General features: G+C 62.4%; 18 protein-coding genes and 1 pseudogene. 13 read left to right on the forward strand and 6 right to left on the reverse strand.

Annotated features, from left to right (window positions below; genetic code table 11):
• Window positions 1-486 (forward strand): annotated as a pseudogene (locus KUV45_RS15585) (aldehyde dehydrogenase (NADP(+))); the annotation flags it as partial.
• A gap of 411 nt (window positions 487-897) precedes the next feature.
• On the opposite strand, the gene KUV45_RS15590 reads toward KUV45_RS15585, so the two are convergent.
• Entirely contained in the window at window positions 898-1,764 is an 867-nt protein-coding gene (locus tag KUV45_RS15590; protein WP_261315982.1) for a LysR family transcriptional regulator, read from the reverse strand.
• A gap of 278 nt (window positions 1,765-2,042) precedes the next feature.
• On the opposite strand from KUV45_RS15590, the gene KUV45_RS15595 reads away from it, so the two are divergent.
• The 12 genes from KUV45_RS15595 to KUV45_RS15650 all read left to right on the forward strand — a co-directional run bounded on the left by KUV45_RS15595 (window position 2,043) and on the right by KUV45_RS15650 (window position 17,071).
• Window positions 2,043-3,380, forward strand: coding sequence for an L-fuconate dehydratase (locus KUV45_RS15595; RefSeq protein WP_206944526.1), 1,338 nt, complete (start codon window positions 2,043-2,045; stop codon window positions 3,378-3,380).
• Between the two features lie 79 nt (window positions 3,381-3,459).
• Window positions 3,460-4,548, forward strand: a complete 1,089-nt coding sequence (locus KUV45_RS15600) for a TRAP transporter substrate-binding protein (RefSeq protein WP_224852082.1) — start codon at window positions 3,460-3,462, stop codon at window positions 4,546-4,548.
• A 128-nt stretch (window positions 4,549-4,676) separates the two neighbouring features.
• Window positions 4,677-5,168, forward strand: coding sequence for a TRAP transporter small permease (locus KUV45_RS15605; protein ID WP_206944527.1), 492 nt, complete (start codon window positions 4,677-4,679; stop codon window positions 5,166-5,168).
• Window positions 5,165-6,421: a TRAP transporter large permease gene (locus tag KUV45_RS15610; RefSeq protein ID WP_206944529.1), complete on the forward strand. Its 1,257-nt coding sequence runs from the start codon at window positions 5,165-5,167 to the stop codon at window positions 6,419-6,421. The genes KUV45_RS15605 and KUV45_RS15610 overlap by 4 nt, the downstream gene beginning before the upstream one ends.
• Window positions 6,422-6,551: 130 nt before the next feature.
• Complete coding sequence (locus tag KUV45_RS15615; protein ID WP_206944531.1) at window positions 6,552-7,979, forward strand: FAD-binding oxidoreductase; 1,428 nt, start codon at window positions 6,552-6,554, stop codon at window positions 7,977-7,979.
• A gap of 182 nt (window positions 7,980-8,161) precedes the next feature.
• Complete coding sequence (locus tag KUV45_RS15620; RefSeq protein ID WP_222163262.1) at window positions 8,162-9,316, forward strand: fumarylacetoacetate hydrolase family protein; 1,155 nt, start codon at window positions 8,162-8,164, stop codon at window positions 9,314-9,316.
• Between the two features lie 612 nt (window positions 9,317-9,928).
• Window positions 9,929-10,531 carry a cytochrome P460 family protein gene (locus tag KUV45_RS15625; RefSeq protein WP_206944536.1) on the forward strand — a complete coding sequence of 201 codons (603 nt, stop codon included), beginning with the start codon at window positions 9,929-9,931 and terminating at the stop codon, window positions 10,529-10,531.
• A gap of 814 nt (window positions 10,532-11,345) precedes the next feature.
• Window positions 11,346-12,095, forward strand: coding sequence for an SDR family oxidoreductase (locus KUV45_RS15630; RefSeq protein WP_222163263.1), 750 nt, complete (start codon window positions 11,346-11,348; stop codon window positions 12,093-12,095).
• A gap of 89 nt (window positions 12,096-12,184) precedes the next feature.
• A complete protein-coding gene (locus tag KUV45_RS15635; RefSeq protein ID WP_222163264.1) occupies window positions 12,185-13,036 on the forward strand; it encodes a fumarylacetoacetate hydrolase family protein in 852 nt (283 codons plus the stop codon).
• Window positions 13,033-14,106 carry a zinc-binding alcohol dehydrogenase family protein gene (locus tag KUV45_RS15640; RefSeq protein WP_224852081.1) on the forward strand — a complete coding sequence of 358 codons (1,074 nt, stop codon included), beginning with the start codon at window positions 13,033-13,035 and terminating at the stop codon, window positions 14,104-14,106. Before KUV45_RS15635 ends, KUV45_RS15640 begins: the two co-directional genes overlap by 4 nt.
• Window positions 14,107-14,240: 134 nt before the next feature.
• Window positions 14,241-15,902 (forward strand): UxaA family hydrolase, encoded by a 1,662-nt coding sequence (locus KUV45_RS15645; protein ID WP_222163265.1) that lies wholly within the window; start codon window positions 14,241-14,243, stop codon window positions 15,900-15,902.
• On the forward strand, window positions 15,899-17,071 hold the full coding sequence (locus KUV45_RS15650) for a mannitol dehydrogenase (protein WP_224852080.1): 1,173 nt from the start codon (window positions 15,899-15,901) through the stop codon (window positions 17,069-17,071). Before KUV45_RS15645 ends, KUV45_RS15650 begins: the two co-directional genes overlap by 4 nt.
• Window positions 17,072-17,164: 93 nt before the next feature.
• Here KUV45_RS15650 and nanR read toward each other — a convergent pair whose 3' ends face one another.
• From nanR to KUV45_RS15675, 5 genes are all read right to left on the reverse strand, one after another.
• Window positions 17,165-17,896, reverse strand: a complete 732-nt coding sequence (gene nanR / locus KUV45_RS15655; protein ID WP_222163266.1) for a transcriptional regulator NanR — start codon at window positions 17,894-17,896, stop codon at window positions 17,165-17,167.
• Window positions 17,897-18,070: 174 nt separating this feature from the next.
• Window positions 18,071-19,147 carry an Ldh family oxidoreductase gene (locus KUV45_RS15660; RefSeq protein WP_222163267.1) on the reverse strand — a complete coding sequence of 359 codons (1,077 nt, stop codon included), beginning with the start codon at window positions 19,145-19,147 and terminating at the stop codon, window positions 18,071-18,073.
• A 96-nt stretch (window positions 19,148-19,243) separates the two neighbouring features.
• Complete coding sequence (locus KUV45_RS15665) at window positions 19,244-20,623, reverse strand: TRAP transporter large permease (protein WP_224852079.1); 1,380 nt, start codon at window positions 20,621-20,623, stop codon at window positions 19,244-19,246.
• A gap of 14 nt (window positions 20,624-20,637) precedes the next feature.
• Complete coding sequence (locus KUV45_RS15670) at window positions 20,638-21,264, reverse strand: TRAP transporter small permease (protein WP_206944549.1); 627 nt, start codon at window positions 21,262-21,264, stop codon at window positions 20,638-20,640.
• Window positions 21,265-21,312: 48 nt separating this feature from the next.
• Complete coding sequence (locus KUV45_RS15675) at window positions 21,313-22,311, reverse strand: sialic acid TRAP transporter substrate-binding protein SiaP (RefSeq protein ID WP_206944551.1); 999 nt, start codon at window positions 22,309-22,311, stop codon at window positions 21,313-21,315.
• Between the last annotated feature and the right edge of the window lie 290 nt (window positions 22,312-22,601).

A 22,601-nucleotide genomic window follows, 5' to 3' on the forward strand; every position in this document is an offset into this window, starting at 1 on the left:
GCAGGCGACGGTCCCAACCAGTGTCAGGCAGGGCTGTTCGTGGCCGACGCCCAGGACTTCCTCAAGGATGACGCCCTGCAGGCGGAAGTGTTTGGCTCCACCTCCCTGGTGGTGCAGTGTGCCGACCTCGATGAGGTCAAGGCTCTGGCCGAAGGCCTGGAAGGCCAGCTGACCGCCACCCTGCAGATGGACGATGGCGACGTCGACGCCGCCCGTGGTCTGCTGCCGATCCTCGAGCGCCGCGCTGGCCGAGTGATGGCCAACGGCTGGCCGACCGGTGTCGAGGTATGTCACGCCATGGTTCACGGTGGCCCTTACCCGGCGACCTCGGACTCGCGTACCACCTCCGTGGGCAGCGCTGCCATTCATCGCTTCCTGCGTCCGGTGTGCTACCAGAACCTGCCCGACAGCCTGCTGCCTGATGCGCTGAAAGACGGCAATCCGCTCAAGCTCCGTCGTCTGGTGGATGGCCAGCGCGAGGCGTGAGACTTGCCGCCAGTCATCTAGCAGGAAGGTAGATGATTCGGCAATACGTCGTACTGCAAGGACCGGCATATCATGCTGGTCCTTGTTTCTCCCTTATCCCAGGTTGTGCTTTCCCTTTGGCAGGCTCGCCGGTCCCTTTTCGTGAACGCTATCGTCTGAATGACGAACATCAGGCGGCGACATCCGCTATCGACCAAGCTGAAGCATCCCCCTTACATCCGCCATGTCAGCAGTGCCTTTTCCTGCCCTTTATACCGAATTTCCGCGAAGCATTGACGTTGGAGTGATGCGCTCAGGTCATCCTGTCAGCCTTGGTGTCTCTTTGCCTATTGTGCTGAAATTGCGCACTGACATCGTCCGATGCCCCGGCTCCCAAGCCTTGAACAAGCGGGCGGCTGTATTGCGTCCGGTCTATCCGGTCAGCTCTTGCACCAGCTCCTTCAACGCTTGTGGCCAAGGCTCATTCTTGCGCGTGAGGATGCCGTAGTAGCCAAGCGGCTCACCGATGGTCAGCGGCAGTACCGCAAAGCGACCCTGAGAAAAGGCGGTCTTGACCACCGAACTCGGCAACACCGACAGGGTGTCCGATGACGCCACCAGCTGCAGCGACGCCTGGGTTGAGGTGGTTTCGATGACGTTGCGCGGTGACGCGACACCCGCCTCGGCCAGTGCCGCTTCAAACAGGCCGCGCATGGGACTGGCCATGGGATGCAATACCCAGGGCCAACGCACCACCTCGGCAAGCTCTGGCACCCCTTGGCACAGCGGATGCTCCGGACGCGCCACCACCGATACCGGTTCTTCCTTCAGCGGCAGAAAATCGAACAGGTGGCGCTGGGAGGGGTCGGTATATCGGCCAATGACCGCATCCAGCAACTTGTACTCCAGGTCCACCAACAGCCTGTCGCTTGAGTTTTCCATCAACGAGATCGCCAGACGCGGTCGCTGGCGTTTCAAGGCGGCCATGGCGTGGGGCAGCATCACCGGTGCTGCACCGGGTACTGAGCCCAGCGCCAACCGGCCATGCCCGCCCTCGCGCAAGGAAGACAGCTCTTCTACCAGCCGATCGGTATCGTTCAATAGCCTTCTGGCATAGCGCAGCACTGTCTCACCGGCGGCAGTCGGCTCCATCCGCCCTGGTTCACGCTCGAACAGCGGCAGACCGAGAAAGCCCTCGATGTCCTTGAGCATCTTGCTGGCGGCCGGCTGACTGATATTTAGCTGTCTGGCAGCGGCATGCATGTTACGACTTTCGTCCAAAGCAACCAGCAACATCATATGTTTTACCCGCAGCCACGTCTTGACGTGAACGCCGCTATCATGGGCCATTGCGTGCCTCCGATGGGGTCGGTATTCACGCATGATAACCTGTGGTTATCGGCACGACAAAAACTTCCATTGGCCGGTCTTTTTTCTGTCTGATTAGACTCTCCCTACGCCACTACATATCACAACAGATTTTTCTGACAGGGCTCTCTCTTCATCCTTTTCACAGCGCTTAATGGATGCGATATCGAGCCCTGCCTTTCAACAACATCAATGACAAGGCCGCCAGCATGACCACCATCACCCGCGTGGACGCCCGCGACATTCGCTTCCCCACATCCCGCCAGCTCGATGGCTCCGATGCCATGAACGAGGCCCCGGACTACTCCGCCACCTATGTCATCCTGCACACCGACCAGGAGACCGAAGGCCATGGCCTGAGCTTTACCATCGGCCGCGGTAACGACCTCTGCGTCGCTGCGGTAAAGGCGCTGGCGCCGACCCTGGTCGGGCGTCGGCTGGAAGACATCACCGCGAACATGGGCACCTTCTGGCGAGAACTGACCAGCGGCGATAGTCAGCTGCGCTGGCTGGGCCCCGAAAAGGGTGTAATGCACCTGGCCAGCGCTGCCCTGGTCAATGCGCTGTGGGACCTGTGGGCCAAGCACGAAGGCAAGCCGATCTGGAAGCTGCTGGTCGACATGCAGCCGGAAGAGCTGGTGCGCTGCCTCGACTTCCGCTTTGTCACGGATGCCATCACCCCGGAAGAAGCGATTGCCCTGCTCCGCCGCAATGCCGCCACCAAGGCGGATCGCGAAGCCGAGATGCGCGCCGACGGTTATCCCGGCTACACCACATCCGCTGGCTGGCTGGGCTACTCCGAAGAAAAGATGCGCAGGCTCTGCCGCGAGGCCCTGGCCGAGGGCTGGGAGCACTTCAAGCAGAAGGTCGGTGGGGACATCGAGGAGGATCGTCGCCGGGCCGCCATTCTGCGCGAAGAGATTGGCGAAGAGCGCACGCTGATGATGGACGCCAATCAGATGTGGGATGTGGACGAAACCATCGTCAACATGCGCCGTCTGGCCGAATTCAATCCGCACTGGATCGAAGAGCCGACCAGTCCTGACGATATCCTCGGCCACGCCGAGATCCGTCGACGTCTCGGTGGCGGCGTGTTCGGTCCCTCCCAGGGCAAGCAGCCGGGCGCCATTGGCGTGGCCACCGGCGAACACTGCCACAACCGGGTGATGTTCAAGCAGCTGCTCCAGGCAGGTGCGATCGATTACTGCCAGCTGGACGCTGCACGTCTGGGCGGGCTCAACGAAGTGATCATCGTGGTGCTGCTGGCGGCCAAGTACGGCGTGCCGATCTGCCCCCACGGCGGCGGTGTCGGCCTTTGCGAATACACCCAGCATATTTCGCTGTTCGACTACATTGCGGTCTCTGGCTCCCTCGAAGGTCGCCTGCTCGAATACGTCGACCACCTGCACGAACACTTCATCGATCCGGTGCGCATTCGCCACGGCCGCTACCTGGTACCCGAGGCGCCCGGCTACAGCATCACCATGAAGGCGGAATCTCTCGACGCCCACCAATTCCCCGAAGGCGCGGCCTGGCAAGACGCCTGAATCGCGCCCACCCCGGCCCATCCCACCCTGTCGGATGGGCCAGCATGCCACTCACCACCGCCTCTGAAAGGAGAGCACCATGACAACAACCACAATGCCCCAAGGCCCCTTCGCTCTTAGCCGACTCAAGCTGGCGATCTCAACCCTGACCGTCGCGTCGCTGGCCGCGGGCTTCGCCGCCACCAGCCAGGCGGCGACGGAAATGCCGCCGATTCCCGAGGTCTCCGGCAGCACTGTCGAGGGCGACGGCGACGACTACACCCTCAAGTTCAGCATCGGCACCACCCAGTCCGGTGCGCAGTATCGCGGACTCGAGTACTTCGAAGACATCGTCGAGACTCGCAGTGACGGCCACATCCAGGTCGAACTGTTCCACAGCGCCCAGCTGGGTGACGACCTGCAGGCCGTCAGCGCCCTGCAGTCAGGCACGCTGGAAATGACCGCCCCGTCGACCTCTCCCCTGGTCAACATGTTCCCGCAGTTCGCGGTGTTCGACCTGCCGTTCCTGTTCCCGACCCCGGAAGTGGCGGATGAGGTGCTCGACGGCGAGATCGGCGACAGCATGCTCGAGGTGGCCAGCACCAACGGCCTGAAGGCCATCGGCTGGGCCGAGAACGGCTATCGCCAGCTGACCAACAGCCAAACGGCGGTGGACTCACCTGACGACCTGGATGGCCTCAAGGTCCGCACCATGCAGAATCCGATCCACCTGGATATCTGGAAGACTCTGGGCGCGAACCCCACACCGATGTCCTTCGCCGAGCTGTTTACTGCACTGGAGCAGGGCGTGGTCGACGGCCAGGAGAACCCCTGGATCACGATCCAGTCGTCCAAGTTCAACGAAGTGCAGGGCTACGCGACCGAGTCCAACCACGTCTATACGCCGTTCATCACCCTGGTGTCGGAGCGCTTCTGGAACAAGCTTCCAGAGAGCTACCAGCAGCTGCTGGTCGAAGCCGCAGGCGAGATGGGTGACTACCAGCGCCATGTCAGCCGCACCCTGAACGGGCAGATCAAGCAGGAATTGATCGATGAGGGCATGACCATCACCGAGTTGACGCCGGAACAGGTGGCCACCTTCCAGGACACCCTGGCCCCGGTCTATGACGACTGGCGCGACAAGATTGGCGGCGAGCTGATCGACGATATCCGCGCCGTGTCCCAGTAAGTCGGCACGACACTGGATGCGGACCCACGAACGTCCATGACAGGGCTTGGCGCCACAGCACCGTGCTGTGGCGCCAAGCCCTGCCGCCGCCCGCGGCGGCGGTGCTGTTGTCACCACGGAGGTGACCCATGACCACCCTATCTTCCACGACCACCCCGGGCATTCTGGGATGGCTCATCACGACGCTGCGTGTGGCCGTTGGCCTGCTGGTCCTCGGCGTCGTGTTCTGTGTGACCGCCAACGTGTTCGGTCGCTTCGTGCTCAACACCTCCTACGCCTGGGCGGAGGAGATGTCGCGCGTCATGTTCATCTGGCTGGTGCTGCTCGGTGCCGGTCTCGGCAGCCTCGAGAAAGAGCACGTGGCCGTCACCTACTTCAAGGACCTCGCCCCGGCGGGACTGCGTCGCCTGCTCGGATTTGCCGCAGTCGCGGTGATCTACCTGGTCTGTGCCTGCATCCTGATTGGCTTCAAGGAGCTGATTTCGGGCTACACCAGTTCGACCCCGATGCTCGGCATTCCCAAGACCTGGCTGTACAGCGCAATGCCGGTCATGGCTGGCCTGACCCTGATCGCCAATACCCTCGCCCTGGTGGCCCTGTGCAGGAGATCTGAACCATGATCCTCTGGAGCATTCTGATCGGTCTCGCGATCTGCATCGTCATCGGCATGCCGATTTCGTTTGGTCTTGGGGCCATCAGCCTGTTTATCTTCTTCTATTCGGACTACTCGCTGTCCCCCATCGTCGACCAGGCGGTCAATGGTCTCGACTCGTTCCCGCTACTCGCCATTCCGCTGTTCATCCTGGTCGGCGAAGTCATGAGTGAAGGCGGCATTGCTACGCGCCTGGTACGTCTGGCCAGCGCCCTGGTGGGCTTCGTGGCAGGCGGGCTTGGACAGGTCGCGGTCATGACCTCGATGTTCTTCGGCGGCATCAGTGGTTCTGCCGTGGCGGATGCCTCGGCCGTAGGCAGCATGATGATCGAGCCGATGAAGCAACACCGCTACACCGCTTCCATGGCGACCGCCATCGTGGTGGCGGCGTCGGTGGTCGGTATCATCATTCCTCCGTCGATTCCGATGATCCTGTTCGGGGTCGTGACCAATACCTCGATCTCGCAGCTGTTCCTGGCAGGTATCGTGCCAGGCATCTTGATCACCCTGGCACTGGCAGGAACCACCTACGTGCAGTCGCGCAAGAACGGCAAAGGACAGGCGTTTTCCTTTCCGGAGCTTGCCAGCGCGCTCAAGGACGCGATGTTGGCACTGCTGCTGCCGGTCATCATCGTCGGCGGGATTCTGACCGGCGTCTTCACCCCCACCGAGAGCGCGGCTATTGCGCTGGTCTACGCCTTCGCGGTGTCGTTCTTTGTCTATCGCAGCCTGACCCTCAAGCGCTTCTTCGAGCTGTGCATTGCCACCGGCCGCCTCACCGGCGTGGTCATGCTGCTGCTGGCCTTTGCCAGCGTGCTGGCGTGGCTGCTGACCGCCAATATGATCCCGCAGCAACTGGTGGTCAGCCTGTCCGCGATCACCGAAAACAAGCTGCTGCTGCTGTTGATCCTGTCCGGTTTCCTGCTGATCGTCGGCTTCTTCATGGACCTGACTCCCGCCATGGTGATCCTGGCCCCCTTGATGACCCCCGTGGTCGTGAAGCTGGGTATCGATCCGGTGTACTTCGGCGTGCTGATGTCCTTCATCCTGGGCATCGGGTTGATCACGCCGCCGGTGGGAACCGTGCTCTACGTCGGCTGTGGCGTTGGCAAGGTGGGCATGGAAAGCCTGGTCAAGAGCCTGCTGCCCTTCTACTTCACCCTGGTGGCGCTGCTGGTGCTCTTCCTGCTCTTCCCTGGACTGGTGCTGTGGTTCAAGTGAGCCAGCGTGAACAACCCAGGGCGCCCGGAAAACCGGCGCCCTGGCCCCCTTTAGCGATGCGACCGAGCGCCTGTCTCGTCAAGACACTGGAGGGCGACGATCCATCGCCCACTAAGCGGAGTTGGCCCATATGAGCCCCCACGATCCTCTTTTGCAATTCCTCGTACAGACCCTCGGCAACAAGGGGGTACTGACCGAGACGAGCGACATGGAGCGCTACCTGGTCGACTGGGCCGGAGCACGCGGTGGCCTGCCATTGGCCGTCGCCCGGCCCGACACACCCCAGCAGGTGGCGGACGTGCTTGGCTACTGCCATCGTCACGATATTCCGGTGGTGCCTCAGGGCGGTGGCAGCGGCCTGGTGGAAGGTGCGCTGCCGGACAGCCATGTGCCTGAGCTGGTGATCAGCCTCGAGCGACTCAATCGCGTGCGCTCGATCGACCCCCTCAACTTCAGCATGAGCGTCGATGCAGGCTGCATTCTGCAGACCGTAAAGGAAGCCGCTGAGGTACAGGATCTGACCTTCCCGCTGTCACTGGGCGCCCAGGGCAGCTGCCAGATCGGTGGCAATATCGCGACCAACGCCGGCGGTCTCAACGTATTGCGCTATGGCATGATGCGCCAGCTGGTGCTCGGCATCGAGGTGGCACTGCCCGACGGTCGCCTGCTCACCGATATGAAGGCGTTGCACAAGAACAACACAGGCTACGATCTGAAGCAGCTGTTCATCGGCGCCGAAGGGACCCTTGGCATTGTCACCGGAGCGGTGCTCAAGCTCTATCCTCGTCCCCAGGTCACCCGCACGGCCCTGATCGGCTGTCCCAGCGTCGAGGCCGTGCTCGGGCTCTACGCCCAGGCACGCCGCCACTGCTGCGATCTGTTGACGGCGTTCGAACTGATTCCCCGCGCCTGCCTGGAGCTGGCCTTCGAAGCCGATGCAACGTTACCCGACCCGTTGGACGGTGCCCATCCGGTGTATGTGCTGATGGAGGTGGCCGCCAGTGGGCCAGCAGATCTGGATGCGATGATCGAAGCGCTGTTCGAGCGTGGTATGGAAGACGGCCTGCTCGACGATGGCGTGCTGGCCTCCAGCGAGACCCAGGCCGCCCAGCTGTGGCAGCTGCGCGAGGCCATGCTCGAGGGCCAGCAGCGCCGTGGTGAACACCTGCGCACGGATGTTTCCCTGCCCATTTCCCAGCTGCCAGCGTTTCATGCTCAGGCGGAGGCAGCGGTGCTCGAGTCGTCACCGGAGTCCCAGGTCATTGCCTATGGCCACGTCGGCGACGGCAACCTGCACTTCAACATCCTGCCTCCCGGCCACCTGGACGATGACGCCAAGCGCAGCCTGCTGCACGAGCTGGAGGAACAGATCTTCTCCATTGTCGGCGAGTACAACGGCAGCATCAGCGCCGAGCATGGGATCGGCCGCGTCAAGCAGCCTCCCTTCCTCGAGAGCCTGTCCGCCCCGGAACACGACATCATGCGCGGCCTCAAGCGACTTCTCGATCCACGTGGCCTGATGTGCCCTGGACGCATCCTGCCGCGTACCCAGGGTTGAGCCAGGGCTAAGCGATAGGTAAGCGATAGGTAAGCGGTAGGTGAGAAATAGTTCAGACATCGTTAAGAGCTAGTTAAGCCAAAAGTGGTCAGGGCCGAGACACGCCCTGCCCCATGTGACGCTCGAGCGGCTGACGCGACATATAGCAACGCGAACTGACAAACGAACCAAAGGATGACCCTATGAATAGCCTGCCTTCTGCCCACGACGTGCTGCCGCAAGACGCCGAGCGCGCCCTGCTGGTCGGCCGAATCTGGCGTGATGATCAGCGCGGCCCTGTCGTCGTGACGGTGCGTAATGGTGAGGTGATCGACCTGTCCGCCACTGTCAACGTGATGGCTGACCTGCTGGAGCGGGATGACGCTGCACATATCGTAGCCAACGCCGAGGGCGAGTCCCTGGGGACTCTGGACCGCCTACTCGACAACGCTGGCTCCTCCAGCGCTCCTTACCTGCTCGCCCCCTGCGACGTCCAGGCCATCAAGGCCTGCGGCGTGACCTTCGCGGTCAGCCTGCTTGAGCGAGTGATCGAAGAACAGGCCGGCGGCGACGCCGCCCGTGCCGGTGAGCTTCGAGAAGAACTCAAGCGCGTCATCGGCGGCGACCTGTCAAAGATCCGTCCTGGCTCGGACGAGGCCATGGCGCTCAAGGCAGAGCTACAGTCCCGAGGCGCCTGGTCGCAATATATGGAGGTCGGCATCGGCCCCGATGCCGAGGTCTTTACCAAGGCTCAACCGCTGTCCGCCGTTGGCCACGGTGCTGCCGTCGGCCTGCACCCGTCGTCACACTGGAACAACCCGGAACCGGAAATCGTGCTGGCAGTCGACGCCCGCGGCAACGCCCGCGGCGCTACCCTGGGCAACGACGTCAATCTGCGCGACATCGAAGGACGCAGCGCGCTGTTGCTGGGCAAGGCCAAGGACAACAACGCGTCTTGCGCCATCGGCCCCTTCATCCGCCTGTTTGACGAACACTTCTCCATGGATGACGTGCGCTCGGCGATGGTCAGTCTGCGTATCGAGGGGGACGATGATTTCCTGCTGGAAGACGCCAGCGACATGCGTGAGATCAGTCGCGATCCGCTGGACCTGGTAAGTCAGACCATTGGCGACCACCACCAGTACCCGGATGGCTTCATGCTGTTCCTTGGCACCATGTTCTCGCCCATCCAGGATCGCGATGGTCCCGGCCAGGGCTTTACCCATCATCTGGGTGATCGTGTCACCATCTCGACGCCACGCCTCGGCGCCCTGACCAACCAGGTCCAGCGCTCCGATCGGTTGCCCCCCTGGACCTATGGCATCCGCGCCTGGCTGAAGCATCAGAGCCGCGGCTAGCCCTTGATATGGCGCTTCGGTTGGCTCTTCGGATCCACAGACAGCGCCTCCCACTCCCTTTTGCCTCGTCTCGCGACGGGGCTTTTTTCGTTATAGCGGTGCCTACACCGCGTCTCCCCAACGGCCGCTAACTCTGAGCTGAACCGCGCGGATACTACAGAAATCTCGCATGCAGTATGCGAGTTCCAGCACCACCCGTAGCTGCCTTTTCGAGCTTGACGTATACCTTCCACGACACCGGGCGCCCGCGGCCGCACTCGCTGCACCCCATGGCGACACAGCCAAACAACATAGCCGAGCGACATAGCCGAGCGACATAGCCAAGCAGCGCAAGCCGCCCACGCCCGCGCTCCTATAAGAGCGACCGGAAACGTCTGATCAGAAACGCCTGTCCCGAAACGACTAACCGGAAACGCCTAACCGAAAGTCACTGGCTGGCAATCACTGGCCGGCAATTACTGACCGGCAATCACTGACAAAGGAACCGGACTGAATCCAAAAGGCCAGCCAAGAGCCTTATGACCGACCGACTACCGTGCACAGCCCACAAGCGAGGCGACATCAGGCCTACAAGGCCGTCCCCTGCGCAAGGGCGATCAAGGAGGAACTACCATGCTCAACCTGCTGCGCTACTCAGCCGCCATGGCTGCAGGCCTGATGGCTACCAGCGCCCTGGCCGATACCTACTTCGAGATCAAGGACGGGGAGTTGACCCGGCCTACCGGCTTCCGCGAGTGGGTGTTCGTGGGGACCCCGCTGACCCCCAATGACATGAACAATGGCAAGGCCCCTTTCCCGGAATTCCATGCTGTCTACCTTGACCCGGAAAGCTGGGAGCATTGGAAGGAGACTGGCGAGTTTCGCGATGGCGCGATCATGGTCAAGGAGCTGATCAGCGTCGGCAGCAAGCAGGCTGCAAGTGGCAACGGCTACTTCATGGGTGAGTACATCGGCCTCGAGGCCACCATCAAGAGCAGCGAGCACTTCCCGGACGAGCCAGGCAACTGGGCCTACTACAGTTTCTCGACGCCGGATCACTCAAGCCTCAAGGAGACTGCGGCCCCCTTTCCCACCGCCGCCTGTAACGCCTGCCATGCGGCAGCGGCGGCAGACGACTTCGTCTTCACCCAGTACTACCCCGTGCTGACAGCGGGCAAGGGTGCTGGTGTAGACGCAGGCGGCGGCACGCAGTCCCAACTGGGCACCACCCCATAGCCTGACTGACAAATTCCACCTTAGCGCCTGACGCTTACCGGTTCCCTGCCCTTCTGGCGGCCACCTACGGCCGCCTCTTTTTTACATCAAAGACCCTTCTTTACTGAGGCCTGCTGCTTGTTTCTGACGGCGCCGGTCACCGCGCTTTGCTGCGACCATGGCCACGGCGCCAGAGCGATACTTATGCACCCGTCCTCTCACCCCAGTTCTTTGCCCAGCCCTTTCCAGCTCAGCACTTTCAAGCTCAGCTCTTTCAAACCCAGCCCTTTCACCTTCGACTCAGTCCACCCCAGTCCCTTGAAGTGAAGCCTCTCATGGGTGGTTGCCGCCGTATCGCGATGATCAGGCTCGACCAAAGTCGACCCGTTCAGGCAATTGCAATCTCTCGTAGCTACGCCATACTGCACCTACCATCATGCTAGCATCCTGTCATACCACTAAGACTAACGTCGAACAAAAGGGCTCGCCCTGGCGATTCCAGCGTCACGGCCACCATAAGCAAGTCGCGATGCCCTGTTAGGTGCTGCATGACGACACCGCCGAGCCATAACTGAGGCATAACTGAGGCATAACTGAGGCATACCTGAGCCATCGCCGAGCCGTGACTGAGGAATGGCCGAGCCGTGACTGAGGAATGGCCGAGCTGCGAGACAGCAGAAGAGCACAGGCACGGGCCGGCGGGAGAAGTGAAGAAAAGGACTGAGGTTGCCTCTGAACTCTCGCCGCGGGTGCGGCAGATCAGCAGGTCGCTGTCGCCGAGCAACGAGGTCCACAACGATTCACAACAACGATGACCCGGATTACAGGAGTTGCCATGCGCCTGTCAGGAAAGACCGCCTTAATCACCGCCGCAGGTCAGGGCATTGGACGCGCCACCGTCGAACGTTTCTTGGCAGAGGGCGCCGAGGTCCACGCCACCGATATCGACGTGAGCAAGCTGGAGGATCTCGCCGGCACGCCCCGTCTTCACTGCCATCACCTGGACGTGACCCAGCCAAGTGCCATTGACGCCCTCAAGCACTCACTGCCAGGCCTGGATATTCTGTTCAACTGCGCGGGCTACGTGCACAGCGGTAGTCTGCTCGAATGCTCGGAAGACGCCTTCGAGCGCTCCATGGCGATCAACGTTACTGCCATGTACCACACCCTTCGCGCCTTTCTTCCCGGTATGCTGGACGCGGGCGGCGGCAGCATCATCAACATGGCGTCGGTTGCCAGCAGCCTCAAGGGGGTGCCGGGACGCTTCGCCTATGGCACCAGCAAGGCTGCCGTGATCGGCCTGACACGCTCGGTGGCGGCGGACTACGTCACCCATGGTATTCGCTGCAACGCCATTTGCCCGGGGACCGTCGAATCACCTTCCCTGAGCGAACGTATTCGCGCGCAAGCCGACGCGCTGGGCCAGGACGAAGCTCAGGTACGCCAAGCCTTTCTCGATCGTCAGCCCATGGGCAGACTGGGCAAGACGGACGAAATCGCGGCACTGGCCGTCTACCTGGGCTCAGACGAATCGGCCTATACCACCGGCACCTGTCAGATCATCGACGGAGGCTGGCTAGCCTGACGCCAGTCGACCGTGAGGTCTCGGCGCCTCACCTTGCCGCCCTGATATCGACGCCCTGTCATTGACACCACAACGCACAAGGACCACCCATGAAACTATTGAGATTCGGCAACCCAGGACAAGAAGCGCCAGGCATCCTTGATCAAGCCGGCCGCATTCGCGATCTGTCAGGCGTCCTCGACGATCTTTCCGGCGCAGCACTGGGTCGTGAAAGCCTGGAGAAAATCGCCCGCCTGGATCTTGAGCAACTTCCCCTGGTGCCTGCCGATACTCGTATCGGCCCCTGCGTCGGCAACGTCGGCAAGTTTATCTGTATCGGCCTGAATTACGCCGATCACGCCGCAGAGAGCGGAGCTGAGGTCCCGCCGGAACCGGTCATCTTCAACAAGTGGACCAGCGCTATTTGCGGCCCCGATGACGATGTCATGATTCCCCGCGACTCCAGCAAGACGGACTGGGAAGTGGAGCTCGGTGTCGTCATCGGCAAGGCCGGTCGCTATATCGACGAAGCGGAAGCGCTCGAACATGTTGCCGGCTACTGCGTCGTCAATGACGTGTCGGAGCGTGAGTTTCAGCTCGAGCGCAGCGGCACCTGGGACAAGGGCAAGGGCTGCGACACCTTCGGCCCCCTGGGCCCCTGGCTGGTCACCAAGGATGAAGTCGCTGACCCCCAGGCTCTCAACCTCTGGCTTGAAGTCGACGGCAAGCGCTATCAGGACGGCAGCACCAAGACCATGGTGTATCAGGTCGCTTTCCTGGTCAGCTATCTGAGTCGTTTCATGAGTCTGCAGCCGGGCGATGTCATCTCCACCGGCACGCCCCCAGGCGTTGGCCTTGGCCAGAACCCACCGGTCTTCCTGCGCCCGGGCCAGACCATGCGCCTGGGTATCGAAGGGCTGGGCGAGCAGACCCAGAAGGTCATTGCGGATCCGCTGGCATGACCACCCCCGCTGCCCAGATGGATGTCGCCGTCTGTGTCGAGCCCGGTCACCTGCGACTGGAACAGCGCCCCCTTCCCCGGCCGAAGGCCGGGGAAGCGCTGGTGCGCATTCAGCGTATCGGCGTCTGCGGGACCGATATCCATGCCTTCTCCGGTCGTCAGCCCTATTTCTCTTACCCTAGGGTTCTGGGACACGAGCTCGCCGGCACCGTTGAAGCCCTGGCCGATGACGTGCCGGGGGCCTTGCGGGCGCAGCTGCTGGGGCAGCAGGTCTACGTGATTCCCTACCTTCACTGTGGCCAGTGCCGCGCATGCCAGCGCGGCACCACCAACTGCTGCCAGCAGATGCAGGTCGTCGGGGTCCATCAGGACGGTGGTATGGCCGAGTGGCTCACGGTCCCCGTCGGCCATCTTGTTGCTTGCCAGACGCTGACGCTGGATGAGCTGGCGCTGGTGGAATGCCAGGCCATCGGCGCCCACGCGGTGCGTCGCGCCGCCGTCACCGAGCGCGACTTGGTTGCCGTTGTCGGCACCGGTCCCATCGGTATCGGCGTGGCCCAGGTCGCTCGTGCCCAGGGCGCGCGGGTGGTGGTACTGGATAGCAATGCCGAGCGACTGGCGTTCTGCCGCGAGGCGCTTGGCTTCCATGACACCCTACTGGTGGGACAGGACGACCCGGCGCAGCAGCTCGTACAGCTTAACCAAGGTGCCCTGGCCGACGTCGTGTTCGATGCCACCGGCAATCCCGCTGCCATGGAGGCGGGGTTCGAGCTGGTGGGCCACGGCGGACGCTACGTGCTGGTCAGCCTGGTCAAGGCCGACATCCGTTTTCATGACCCCGACTTCCACGCCAAGGAAGTGACCCTGCTGGCCAGCCGCAATGCCACCGGTGAAGACTTCGCCAAGGTGATTGACCTGCTGGCCACTGGCCAGCTCAAGGTCTCCCCGATGATTACCCACCGCGCCGAGTTATGCGAGCTGCCGGACACCATGGCGCAGTGGTGCGACAGCAGCAACGGGGTGATCAAGGCGATGATCAGCGTGCCCGACAGGACAGCGGATCAGTCCTAGAACGCGACAGGCCAGGACACCTATGAGCCAGCTAAAGGCAGACGCGCAATCGCCCCTCTTTCTGGCGCCTGGCCATACCCAGCTTCTCAACACATAACGACAGTATTGACCGTGACGATGAGGACATCACTATCATGACCACGCAAGCCAGCCACGGCGCCTCGACCGCGACCATCGCCACCGACCTGCCGCAGGAAAGCCTGCGCGTGCACCCCGACGACAACGTCCGCGTGGCCTTGCGTGATCTTGCTGTGGGGCAGCAAATCGAAGATGAAGCGGGTTCGCTGACCCTGGTGGAGGCGATCCGCCGCAAGCACAAGTTTGCCCTGGTGGACCTCGCCGAGGGCGACATCGTCACCATGTACGGTGTGACCGTGGGAAAAGCCACCCGAGCCATCACCAAGGGTAGTGCGATTCGTACCGACAACCTTGAACACTTTACCCATTCGGACACGCCCGTCAGCCGTCGTCAGAGCTGGCAGGGACCGGATGTCTCGCGTTTCGACGGCACCACCTTCGATGGCTACCATCGCCCGGATGGCAGCGTCGGCACGGCCAACCTGTGGCTCGTGGTGCCCCTGGTATTCTGCGAAAACCGCAACATCGAGGTGCTGCGCCAATGCGTTGCCGACGCCCTTGGTGACGATCCTTTCCGCGACTACAAGCAGCTGGCGCGCACCATGCTGCACGGCGACACGTCCGCCAGTCTCTCGGCTCCGCTGACGTCTCCCTTCCCCAACGTCGACGGGGTGCGCTTCCTCACCCATACCCTGGGCTGTGGCGGCACTGACGACGACGCCCAGGCATTGTGCAATCTGCTCGCCGGGTACATCACCCATCCCAATGTGGCAGGCGCTACCGTGTTGAGCCTGGGCTGCCAGAAGGCTCAGATCGCCATGCTCAGGCAGGCGGTCGCCACCAAGGATCCCGACGGCCTGCGGCCGGTACACTATCTCGAGCAGCAGGCCAGTGACAGCGAAGATGCGCTGATCGAGCGCGCGCTGGGCACTATCTTCGACGGCCTCAAAGAGGCCAACCAGGTGACCCGTCAGCCAGCTCCCCTTTCCAAGCTGCGCATTGGCGTCGAATGCGGCGGGTCCGATGGTTTCTCCGGTCTGTCTGCCAACCCGGTGGTCGGGGGCACCATCGATCGCCTGGTCACCCTCGGGGGTAGCGGGATTCTCAGCGAATTTCCCGAACTGTGTGGCGTGGAGCATGAGCTGCTGGCCCGCTGTGTCGATGATGCCACCGCCGAACGCTTCTCGAGCCTGATGCAGGCCTATCAGCGACACGCCGAAGCCGTCGGCGCGAGCTTTTCCATGAACCCCTCACCGGGCAATATCCGCGATGGCTTGATCACCGATGCGATGAAGTCTGCAGGGGCCGCCAAGAAGGGCGGGGACAGCCCGGTGGTGGAAGTGCTCGACTACACCGAGACCGCCACTCGGACGGGGCTTGCCCTGCTCTGCTCCCCTGGCAATGATGTCGAGTCCACCACCGCCCTGGCGGGCTCCCACGCCAACCTGATCATCTTTACCACCGGACTGGGCACGCCGACCGGCAACCCGGTCGCCCCTACCTTGAAGGTCGCCAGCAACTCGGAGCTGGCACAGCGCATGTCCGATATCATCGATTTCGACACTGGCGCTGTCATCCGCGGGGAGGCGTCCATCGACGAGCTGGCCGATGCGCTGCTGGCGCTGTGCATCGAGACCGCCTCCGGGCGCTACACCACCCGTGCGGTGGGCCTCGCCCAACATGACTTCATCCCCTGGAAGCGGGGTGTCTCACTGTGACGCTGGCGCCGACAGAGACACCAGCGGCATTGCCACCGGCGACGCTGATGCAGTTCGGCGTGGGACGTTTCCTGCTCGCCCACGTCGACCTGTTCGCCAGTCAGGCCCGCTCAGTCGGCGGTGACGTCGAGATCATCGCCGTACAGACCTCCGATCGCCCTGCCGGTCGCGGCAAGGCCCGCGCCCTCGCCCAGGCAGCAAGCTATCCGGTTCAGCTGCGCGGACGACGCCACGGCGAGCTGATCGACACACGGCTCGCTGTCGACAGCATCACCCGCTCGCTGGTGGCCGCGGAGGACTGGGCGGAGGTACACCGGTCCTTCTGCAACGACGTCACCCATGTGGTGTCCAACACCAGCGAATCGGGTTATCTCGTCGCCACCGGAGACAGCCCGCTGGCGCCATGCCCGGTCAGCTTTCCTGCCAAGCTGACCCAGTTGCTCAAGGCACGCTTCGACGCTGATCGCCACGGGGTCACGCTGCTCCCCTGTGAACTGCTGACCGACAATGCCGGCGTGCTCAGAGACGTGGTGCTGGGCCTGGCCCGGGACAGCTATCAGGATGCCGCCTTCGAGCAATGGCTCACCGCTGAGTGCGTCTGGGTGCCTACCTTGGTGGATCGTATCGTCTCCGCCGAGCTTGAGCCGGTGGGCGCCGTGGCTGAGCCTTATGGCCTGTGGGCGATTCAGCAGGTGGACGGGCTGACACTTCCCTTTCGGCATGACGATGTGCTGCTGGTGGAGGACCTGGGCCCCTATGAACGTCGCAAGCTTCATCTGCTGAACCTGGCCCATACCTGGCTGGTGGCACGAGCGCGGCAGCTGGGGGTGATGGAGCAGCTGCCGCTAGTGCGCCAGGCCATGGAGGATCCGCGACTCGGCGGTGAACTCATTGCGATGCTGAGAGAGGAAGTCGTGCCGGTGCTCGATCATGAGTACCCGGGGATGGCGCTCGACGAGTACGTCGACAGCATCATCGAGCGCTTCTGCAACCCCTGGCTGGACCACCAGCTGGTCGATATTGCCCAGAATCATGAACAGAAGCTGGAGCGAAGACTGGCGCCTGTGCTCGCCATGGCAAGACGCCAAGGCAGAGCGCTGCCTCGCCTCGCTGCAGCCCTTGCGCCACACACGAGAGACACGAGAGCGACCCCGCCATCAGCGCAATAGGCTGACAGCAGATACGACGCAGGCCCAGAGGGTTATGCCCCTGGGCCTGCACGTCTGGCGACCAGCGCCCACCACACCGACCACCAATGCGAGTCAGTCTGCGTCCTGTCGAGAACCCAGCCGTTGCTTCATCTGCATGTAGGTTCCGTAATGGCGGTCTAGATGACGTCGCATCGCTGACTCGGCAGCTTCGGGGTCATGGGCAGCAATCGCCTCCACAATCTCGGTATGCGCCTCCAGTGCCGCCAGATCCTCTCCGGGTTGTTGCAGCGCCTGGGCCCGACGATCGTCCAGCCATTCAGACAGGGCCTGATGGATGGCATCGTAGATGGGGTTGTGACCGATCCGCGCCAGCACCCCGTGAAAGTCGTTGTCGGCGCGTTTGACCGCGGCCTCGTCACCGATGACGGAGCGCTGCGTCTCCAGCGCATCCCTCAGGGCCTGAACCTCTTCATCGGTGGCATGCTGAGCCGCCTGGCGAGCCAGCGCCACTTCGAACAAGGCCCGCGCCTCCTGGAAGTACTGCTGCCCCTCGGGCTTGGCCAACAGCTGTCGAGTGACCCCCGACAGGCGCGCCATCACCGCCTCGGCGGTAGGTCGAATCACCCTGGCTCTGGTGCCACTATTAATGGCGATCAGCCCAAGCTGCTGCAGGTAGAACAAGGCCTCCCTCACCGCAGGGCGGCCAACACCGAACTGCTCCATCAACTCACGCTCCGAGGGCAGCTGATCATTCTCCCCCAACCTGCCTTCCAGAATCTCGGCCTCAAGTTGTTCGGCCACCTGCTCGGACAGCGTCTTGCGCTCCACCCGAAATCTGCTCATCGACGCGTCTCTCCCTCAATCACGCCCCCGAGACATGCGGGGCATGGCGCACATGGTACTGCAACAGGGTGGCCCTGTGGGACTTCCCGCGTCAGCCAGGGCCGCGATTCCCTTGTGCTTCGCCGCTTGTCTGCGGCCCATTGACATCGTTGGGCGCGACGAGTGACTTGCTCTTCAGCCCTCGGTGAGGGGCTCAACGCGGTATTGCTCGGCGATGCGGCGATAGGCATCCCGCTGGGCATGATCCAATGGAATCCCCTCGGCACGTCGCTCGCGACGGGTCTGCCACTCTCGGTCTCCTGGCGCCAATACCTTCGCTTCTGCGCTTGACGCCATACCGCGCAAATCCCTGAGGTAGTCACCCATGCGCTGCGCAAACTCCCCTTGTCCTGCAAAGGCGTCTGGATGCATCACCAGAAAGAAGTGACCGACACCTCTCGGTGTGTGCATGTCGGGCCCGCCCATGGGCAATAGATGGAAGCCGTGGACCATATTGGACAGCGTCGAGCTAAGCACCTCGACCATGCCCGCCAGCCCCGCCCCCTTGAAGCCGAAGCTGCCTCCACCTAATGGCAGCAGCGCTTCCACCCGCTTGGCATCAGTGGTAGTGGTGCCGTTGCCATCCGCGGCAATGTCGGGCGGCAGCGGCCGATCGATGGCGGCATACTGCTGCACCCTGTTCCAGGGCACCGCGCTGGTGGCCATGTCCAGCAGATAGGGGTCGTCGTTCTCCACCGGTGCGGCAAAGGCGATGGGGTTGGTGCCGTGGAAGGGGGCCTGACTACCATGCAGCAGAACAAACGGATCGGAATTGCAGAACGCCATGCCGATCAGCCCCTGTTCCGCCGCAGCCAGGGCATAGCATCCCGCCGCACCGAAGTGAGAAGAATGACCGACCGCAACCGCACCCATTCCGGCCTGCCTTGCCATGGCGGCAGCGTGCTCCATCGCCCGGTAACCCGCCAGGTGGCCCAGGCCATTGTCTGCGTCCAGCACTCCTGTGGCGGCGAGGCGCTGTTCAAAGCGCATCTCGGGACTGCCATTGATGCGCCCGCCCTGCAACGCCTGCAGGTAGTGTGGCAGCAGCCGCAGACCGTGACTGTCGGTGCCCATCAGTGACGCCGTGACGAGGGCTCGGCTCACCGCCTGCTGCGACGCGGTATCGGCCCCCGCCGCTGCCAGCGCCTGCTGGATAAAGCGACTCAGGTCGTCTTGGCCCACCCTGCAGGCCAAGTATTGGCTGTGACTCATGTCGAGATCCTTGCGTGTCCTTGCGTGTGGTGAAATCCGTCCGGCATGGCGGGGAGCCCTTCACTCACCCGCCACACCCCGACGCGATGGGGTAACTCAGCGATAGACCAGCGTCGGCAACCATAGGGAGATCGCCGGAATGAAGGTGACCAGCGCCAAAGCCACGACCAGCGGCACCAGGAACGGCAGGGTCCCCCGCATGCATTTCTCGAAGGAGATATTCGATACCCGGGACAGCACGTACAGCACCATCCCTACCGGCGGCGTCAGCAGCCCGATCATCAGGTTAAGCACCATGATGACGCCAAAGTGCACCGGATCGACGCCCGAGGCCACCGCCACCGGCAGCAGTACTGGCACCAGGATGGTGATGGCGGCGATGGTTTCCATGAAACATCCCACCACAATCAGCACCAGGTTGATGATCAGCAAGACCGCGATTGGATTATCCTGGAACGGGCCGAGCAGCCCCATCACGTGCTGGGTGACCTGGTTGCTGGTCAGTATCCAGGCAAAGATCGAGGCGCCGGCGACGATGAACAGGATCACCGCCGTGGTCTCGATGGTCTCGAAGCTGACCTTCAGCAGCCGTCGCCAGGTCAGGGTCCGGTAGACCAGTCCGCCAAGAATCAAGGCATACACCACCGCGGCGATGGCCGCCTCCGTGGGCGTGAACGCCCCGGTGACAATGCCGCCCACGATGATGACCGGAGTCAGCAGCGACAGCAGCGCCCTGGAAAAGGTCTGGCCCAGCACCGACACCGAAAAGCGCGCGTCACGCTGATAGCCACGACGACGGGACAACCAGGTAATCATCAGCATCAAGGTGAGCCCCATCAGCAGGCCCGGCACCAACCCTGCCGCGAACAGCTGGCCCACGGATACCGACGCCATCACACCATAGATGACCATCGGCAGGCTGGGCGGAATAATCGGGCCGATGGTGGATGACGCAGCGGTGATGCCGACTGCAAACTCCTGGTCGTATCCCGCGTCACGCATGGCTTTGATCTCGATGGTACCGAGCCCCCCGGCATCTGCCACGGCGGCGCCGGACATGCCAGAGAACACGATGCTTGCGCCCACGTTGACGTGCCCCAGGCCACCGCGCATCCAGCCCATCAAGGCCTTGGCGAAATCGAAGATGCGTGTGGTGATGCCGCCGTTGTTCATCAGGTTGCCAGCCAGGATAAAGAAGGGAATCGCCAGCAACGGAAAGCTGTCGATACCATTGATCATCCGGTGCACCACGACCACATCGGGCACCCGCCCGGTGAGCAGGACGTACATGAGGCACGAGCCAGCCAGACTGATCGCGATAGGCACGCCACAGACCAGCAAGGTGAACAGCGACGCAAACAAGAACGACAGATGGTAGTCAAACAGCGCCAGCCCAACGCACCCAACAACCGCCATCGCCGCCACGATGGGCGGGATGACGGAGCCGCGTCGAGCGCTGATCATAGCTTCAGTCATGTTGTTATTCCTTGTCAGTCGTCTTCACGGCACATCAGTTCGCTCTCGCCCGTCTTCCAGTGGCGAATCGCCAGCTGAATGGACCGCACCAGCATCAGCACCACGCCGACGAAGACCACGTAGTAAAGCAGGCTCTTGGGCAGGTCTATCGACACCATCATCGAATTGGTGCGTCCCGCCAGCTGCCAGGTAATCCAGGCCAGCATGCCGAGAAAGGCAATCCGCACCAGGTCGACCAGGGTCCACATGGTGCGGGCGACCGGCTCCGACAGATAGCGATAGAAGAACTCCACTGCGATATGCGAGCCCTTGCGCGCCGCCATGGCGCTGCCAAGAAACCCGACGGCGACCAGCAGGTAGCGAGCGATCTCTTCCGTCCAGGCCAGCGAGTTGCCGAGGACATAGCGGCTGAAGAACTGCACAAAGACATCCAGCGCCAGTAACCAGAACACCACCAGGGTCAGGTAGTCCTCGAGGCCAACGTCACCCTTGCGAATGGCGTCGTCGTCCTCGGGAACGTCAAATGCGACGGTTGTTTGCTGGCTCGGGCCTTGCCCCGAAGATGGGCCGGCATCGGGTGACGGGCGCGCCGCCCCATCAGGTGCATGATGGATGTCAGCACCTTCATCAGAATGTGTCATCGATAGTCTCCTTCGGGGAGGGCGTCCAGCGCCCTCCCCGGCCGTGGATTACTGGCCGATGGCCTGGAGACGGTCGTAGGTTTCCTGATCCCAGGTCGCCACGTCACCGTTATGGGCAGGCAATACCGCCTCACGGAAAGGTTCGGTATCGACCTCGTTGACCGTGACGCCCTGCTCTTCGAACCAGGCAATCAAGTCCTGCTCCTGTTGCAGGATATCTGCGGTGATTTTCTCGCCGGCTTGCTGGTAGACATCGCGGAAGATCGCCCGATCCTCTTCGGACAGCCGATTCCACAGCGGGCCGCCAGCGATAGTGATCAGCGAGTCGGTAATGTGGCCGGTCAGGTTGATGTAGTCCTGCACTTCATAGAATGCCTTGGCCTTGATCGTGGGCAGCGGGTTTTCCTGCGCGTCCACCACGCCCTGCTGCAGGGCCAGATAGACTTCGGCGAATGCAATCGGGGTCGGGTTGGCACCGACCGCCTCGGGGAACATCATGTACATCGGTGCGTTGGGCACCCGAATCTTGAGATCCTCCATGTCCGCCGGAGTATCGATGGCGACATTTGAGGTAGTGTGGCGCTTGCCATAGTAGTTCATGGCCAGCGGGACGTTGCCCGTAGCCTCTTCGTAGCCCTGGGCGATCTCGGCGAAGAGGTCACTGTCCACATAGGCCTGCCAGTGGTCGACATCGCGGAACATGTAGGGAGCCCCGGCAATGCCAATCGGTCCGTAGGAACGGCCAGCGAATTGATTGCCGGTAAAGATCAGATCGACGGTACCAAGACTTAGCCCCTCATTGATGTCCGCTTCCTTACCCAGAGAAGATGCAGGGTGCACTTCAACGGAATAGCGACCATCGGTTCGCTTCTCGATTTCTTCTCCTGCCCACACTGCCCACTCGTGATAGGGCTCGGACGTTTCGTAGACGTGGGCAAAGGTCAGGGTCTCTGCCTGAGCCGCAGCGGACATACTCAGGCCGACGGCGACCGCCAGGAGGGATCGACGTGCGAGACGGTGTGACGACTGGCGTTGGTTGGAGCGCATCTTGTTATTCTCCCGTGCTCTTGGACGGATGGATGTGGGACCGGTAAACCGCTCGTCAATCTGACGCCCTGATAGGACGACTGTATACGTGTCATACCAGTCAGGCTGAATCTAGATGTGCATCACATCCTGTGCAAGCGTGTCAGGGACCAACTTTGGTCGACCAGGTACCGCTAGAGTGCTATCGCTTCCATGCTACCGATGCCGTCCAGACGCTGCGTGGCGGGCGTCCCATACGCTTCACCCCGATGACTCGCACGACAACCTCACCCACGATTGATCTCGGTCAA

The sequence above is a fragment of the Halomonas sp. DP3Y7-2 genome, assembly GCF_019800795.1.
GTDB classification, from domain to species: Bacteria; Pseudomonadota; Gammaproteobacteria; order Pseudomonadales; family Halomonadaceae; genus Halomonas; species Halomonas litopenaei_A.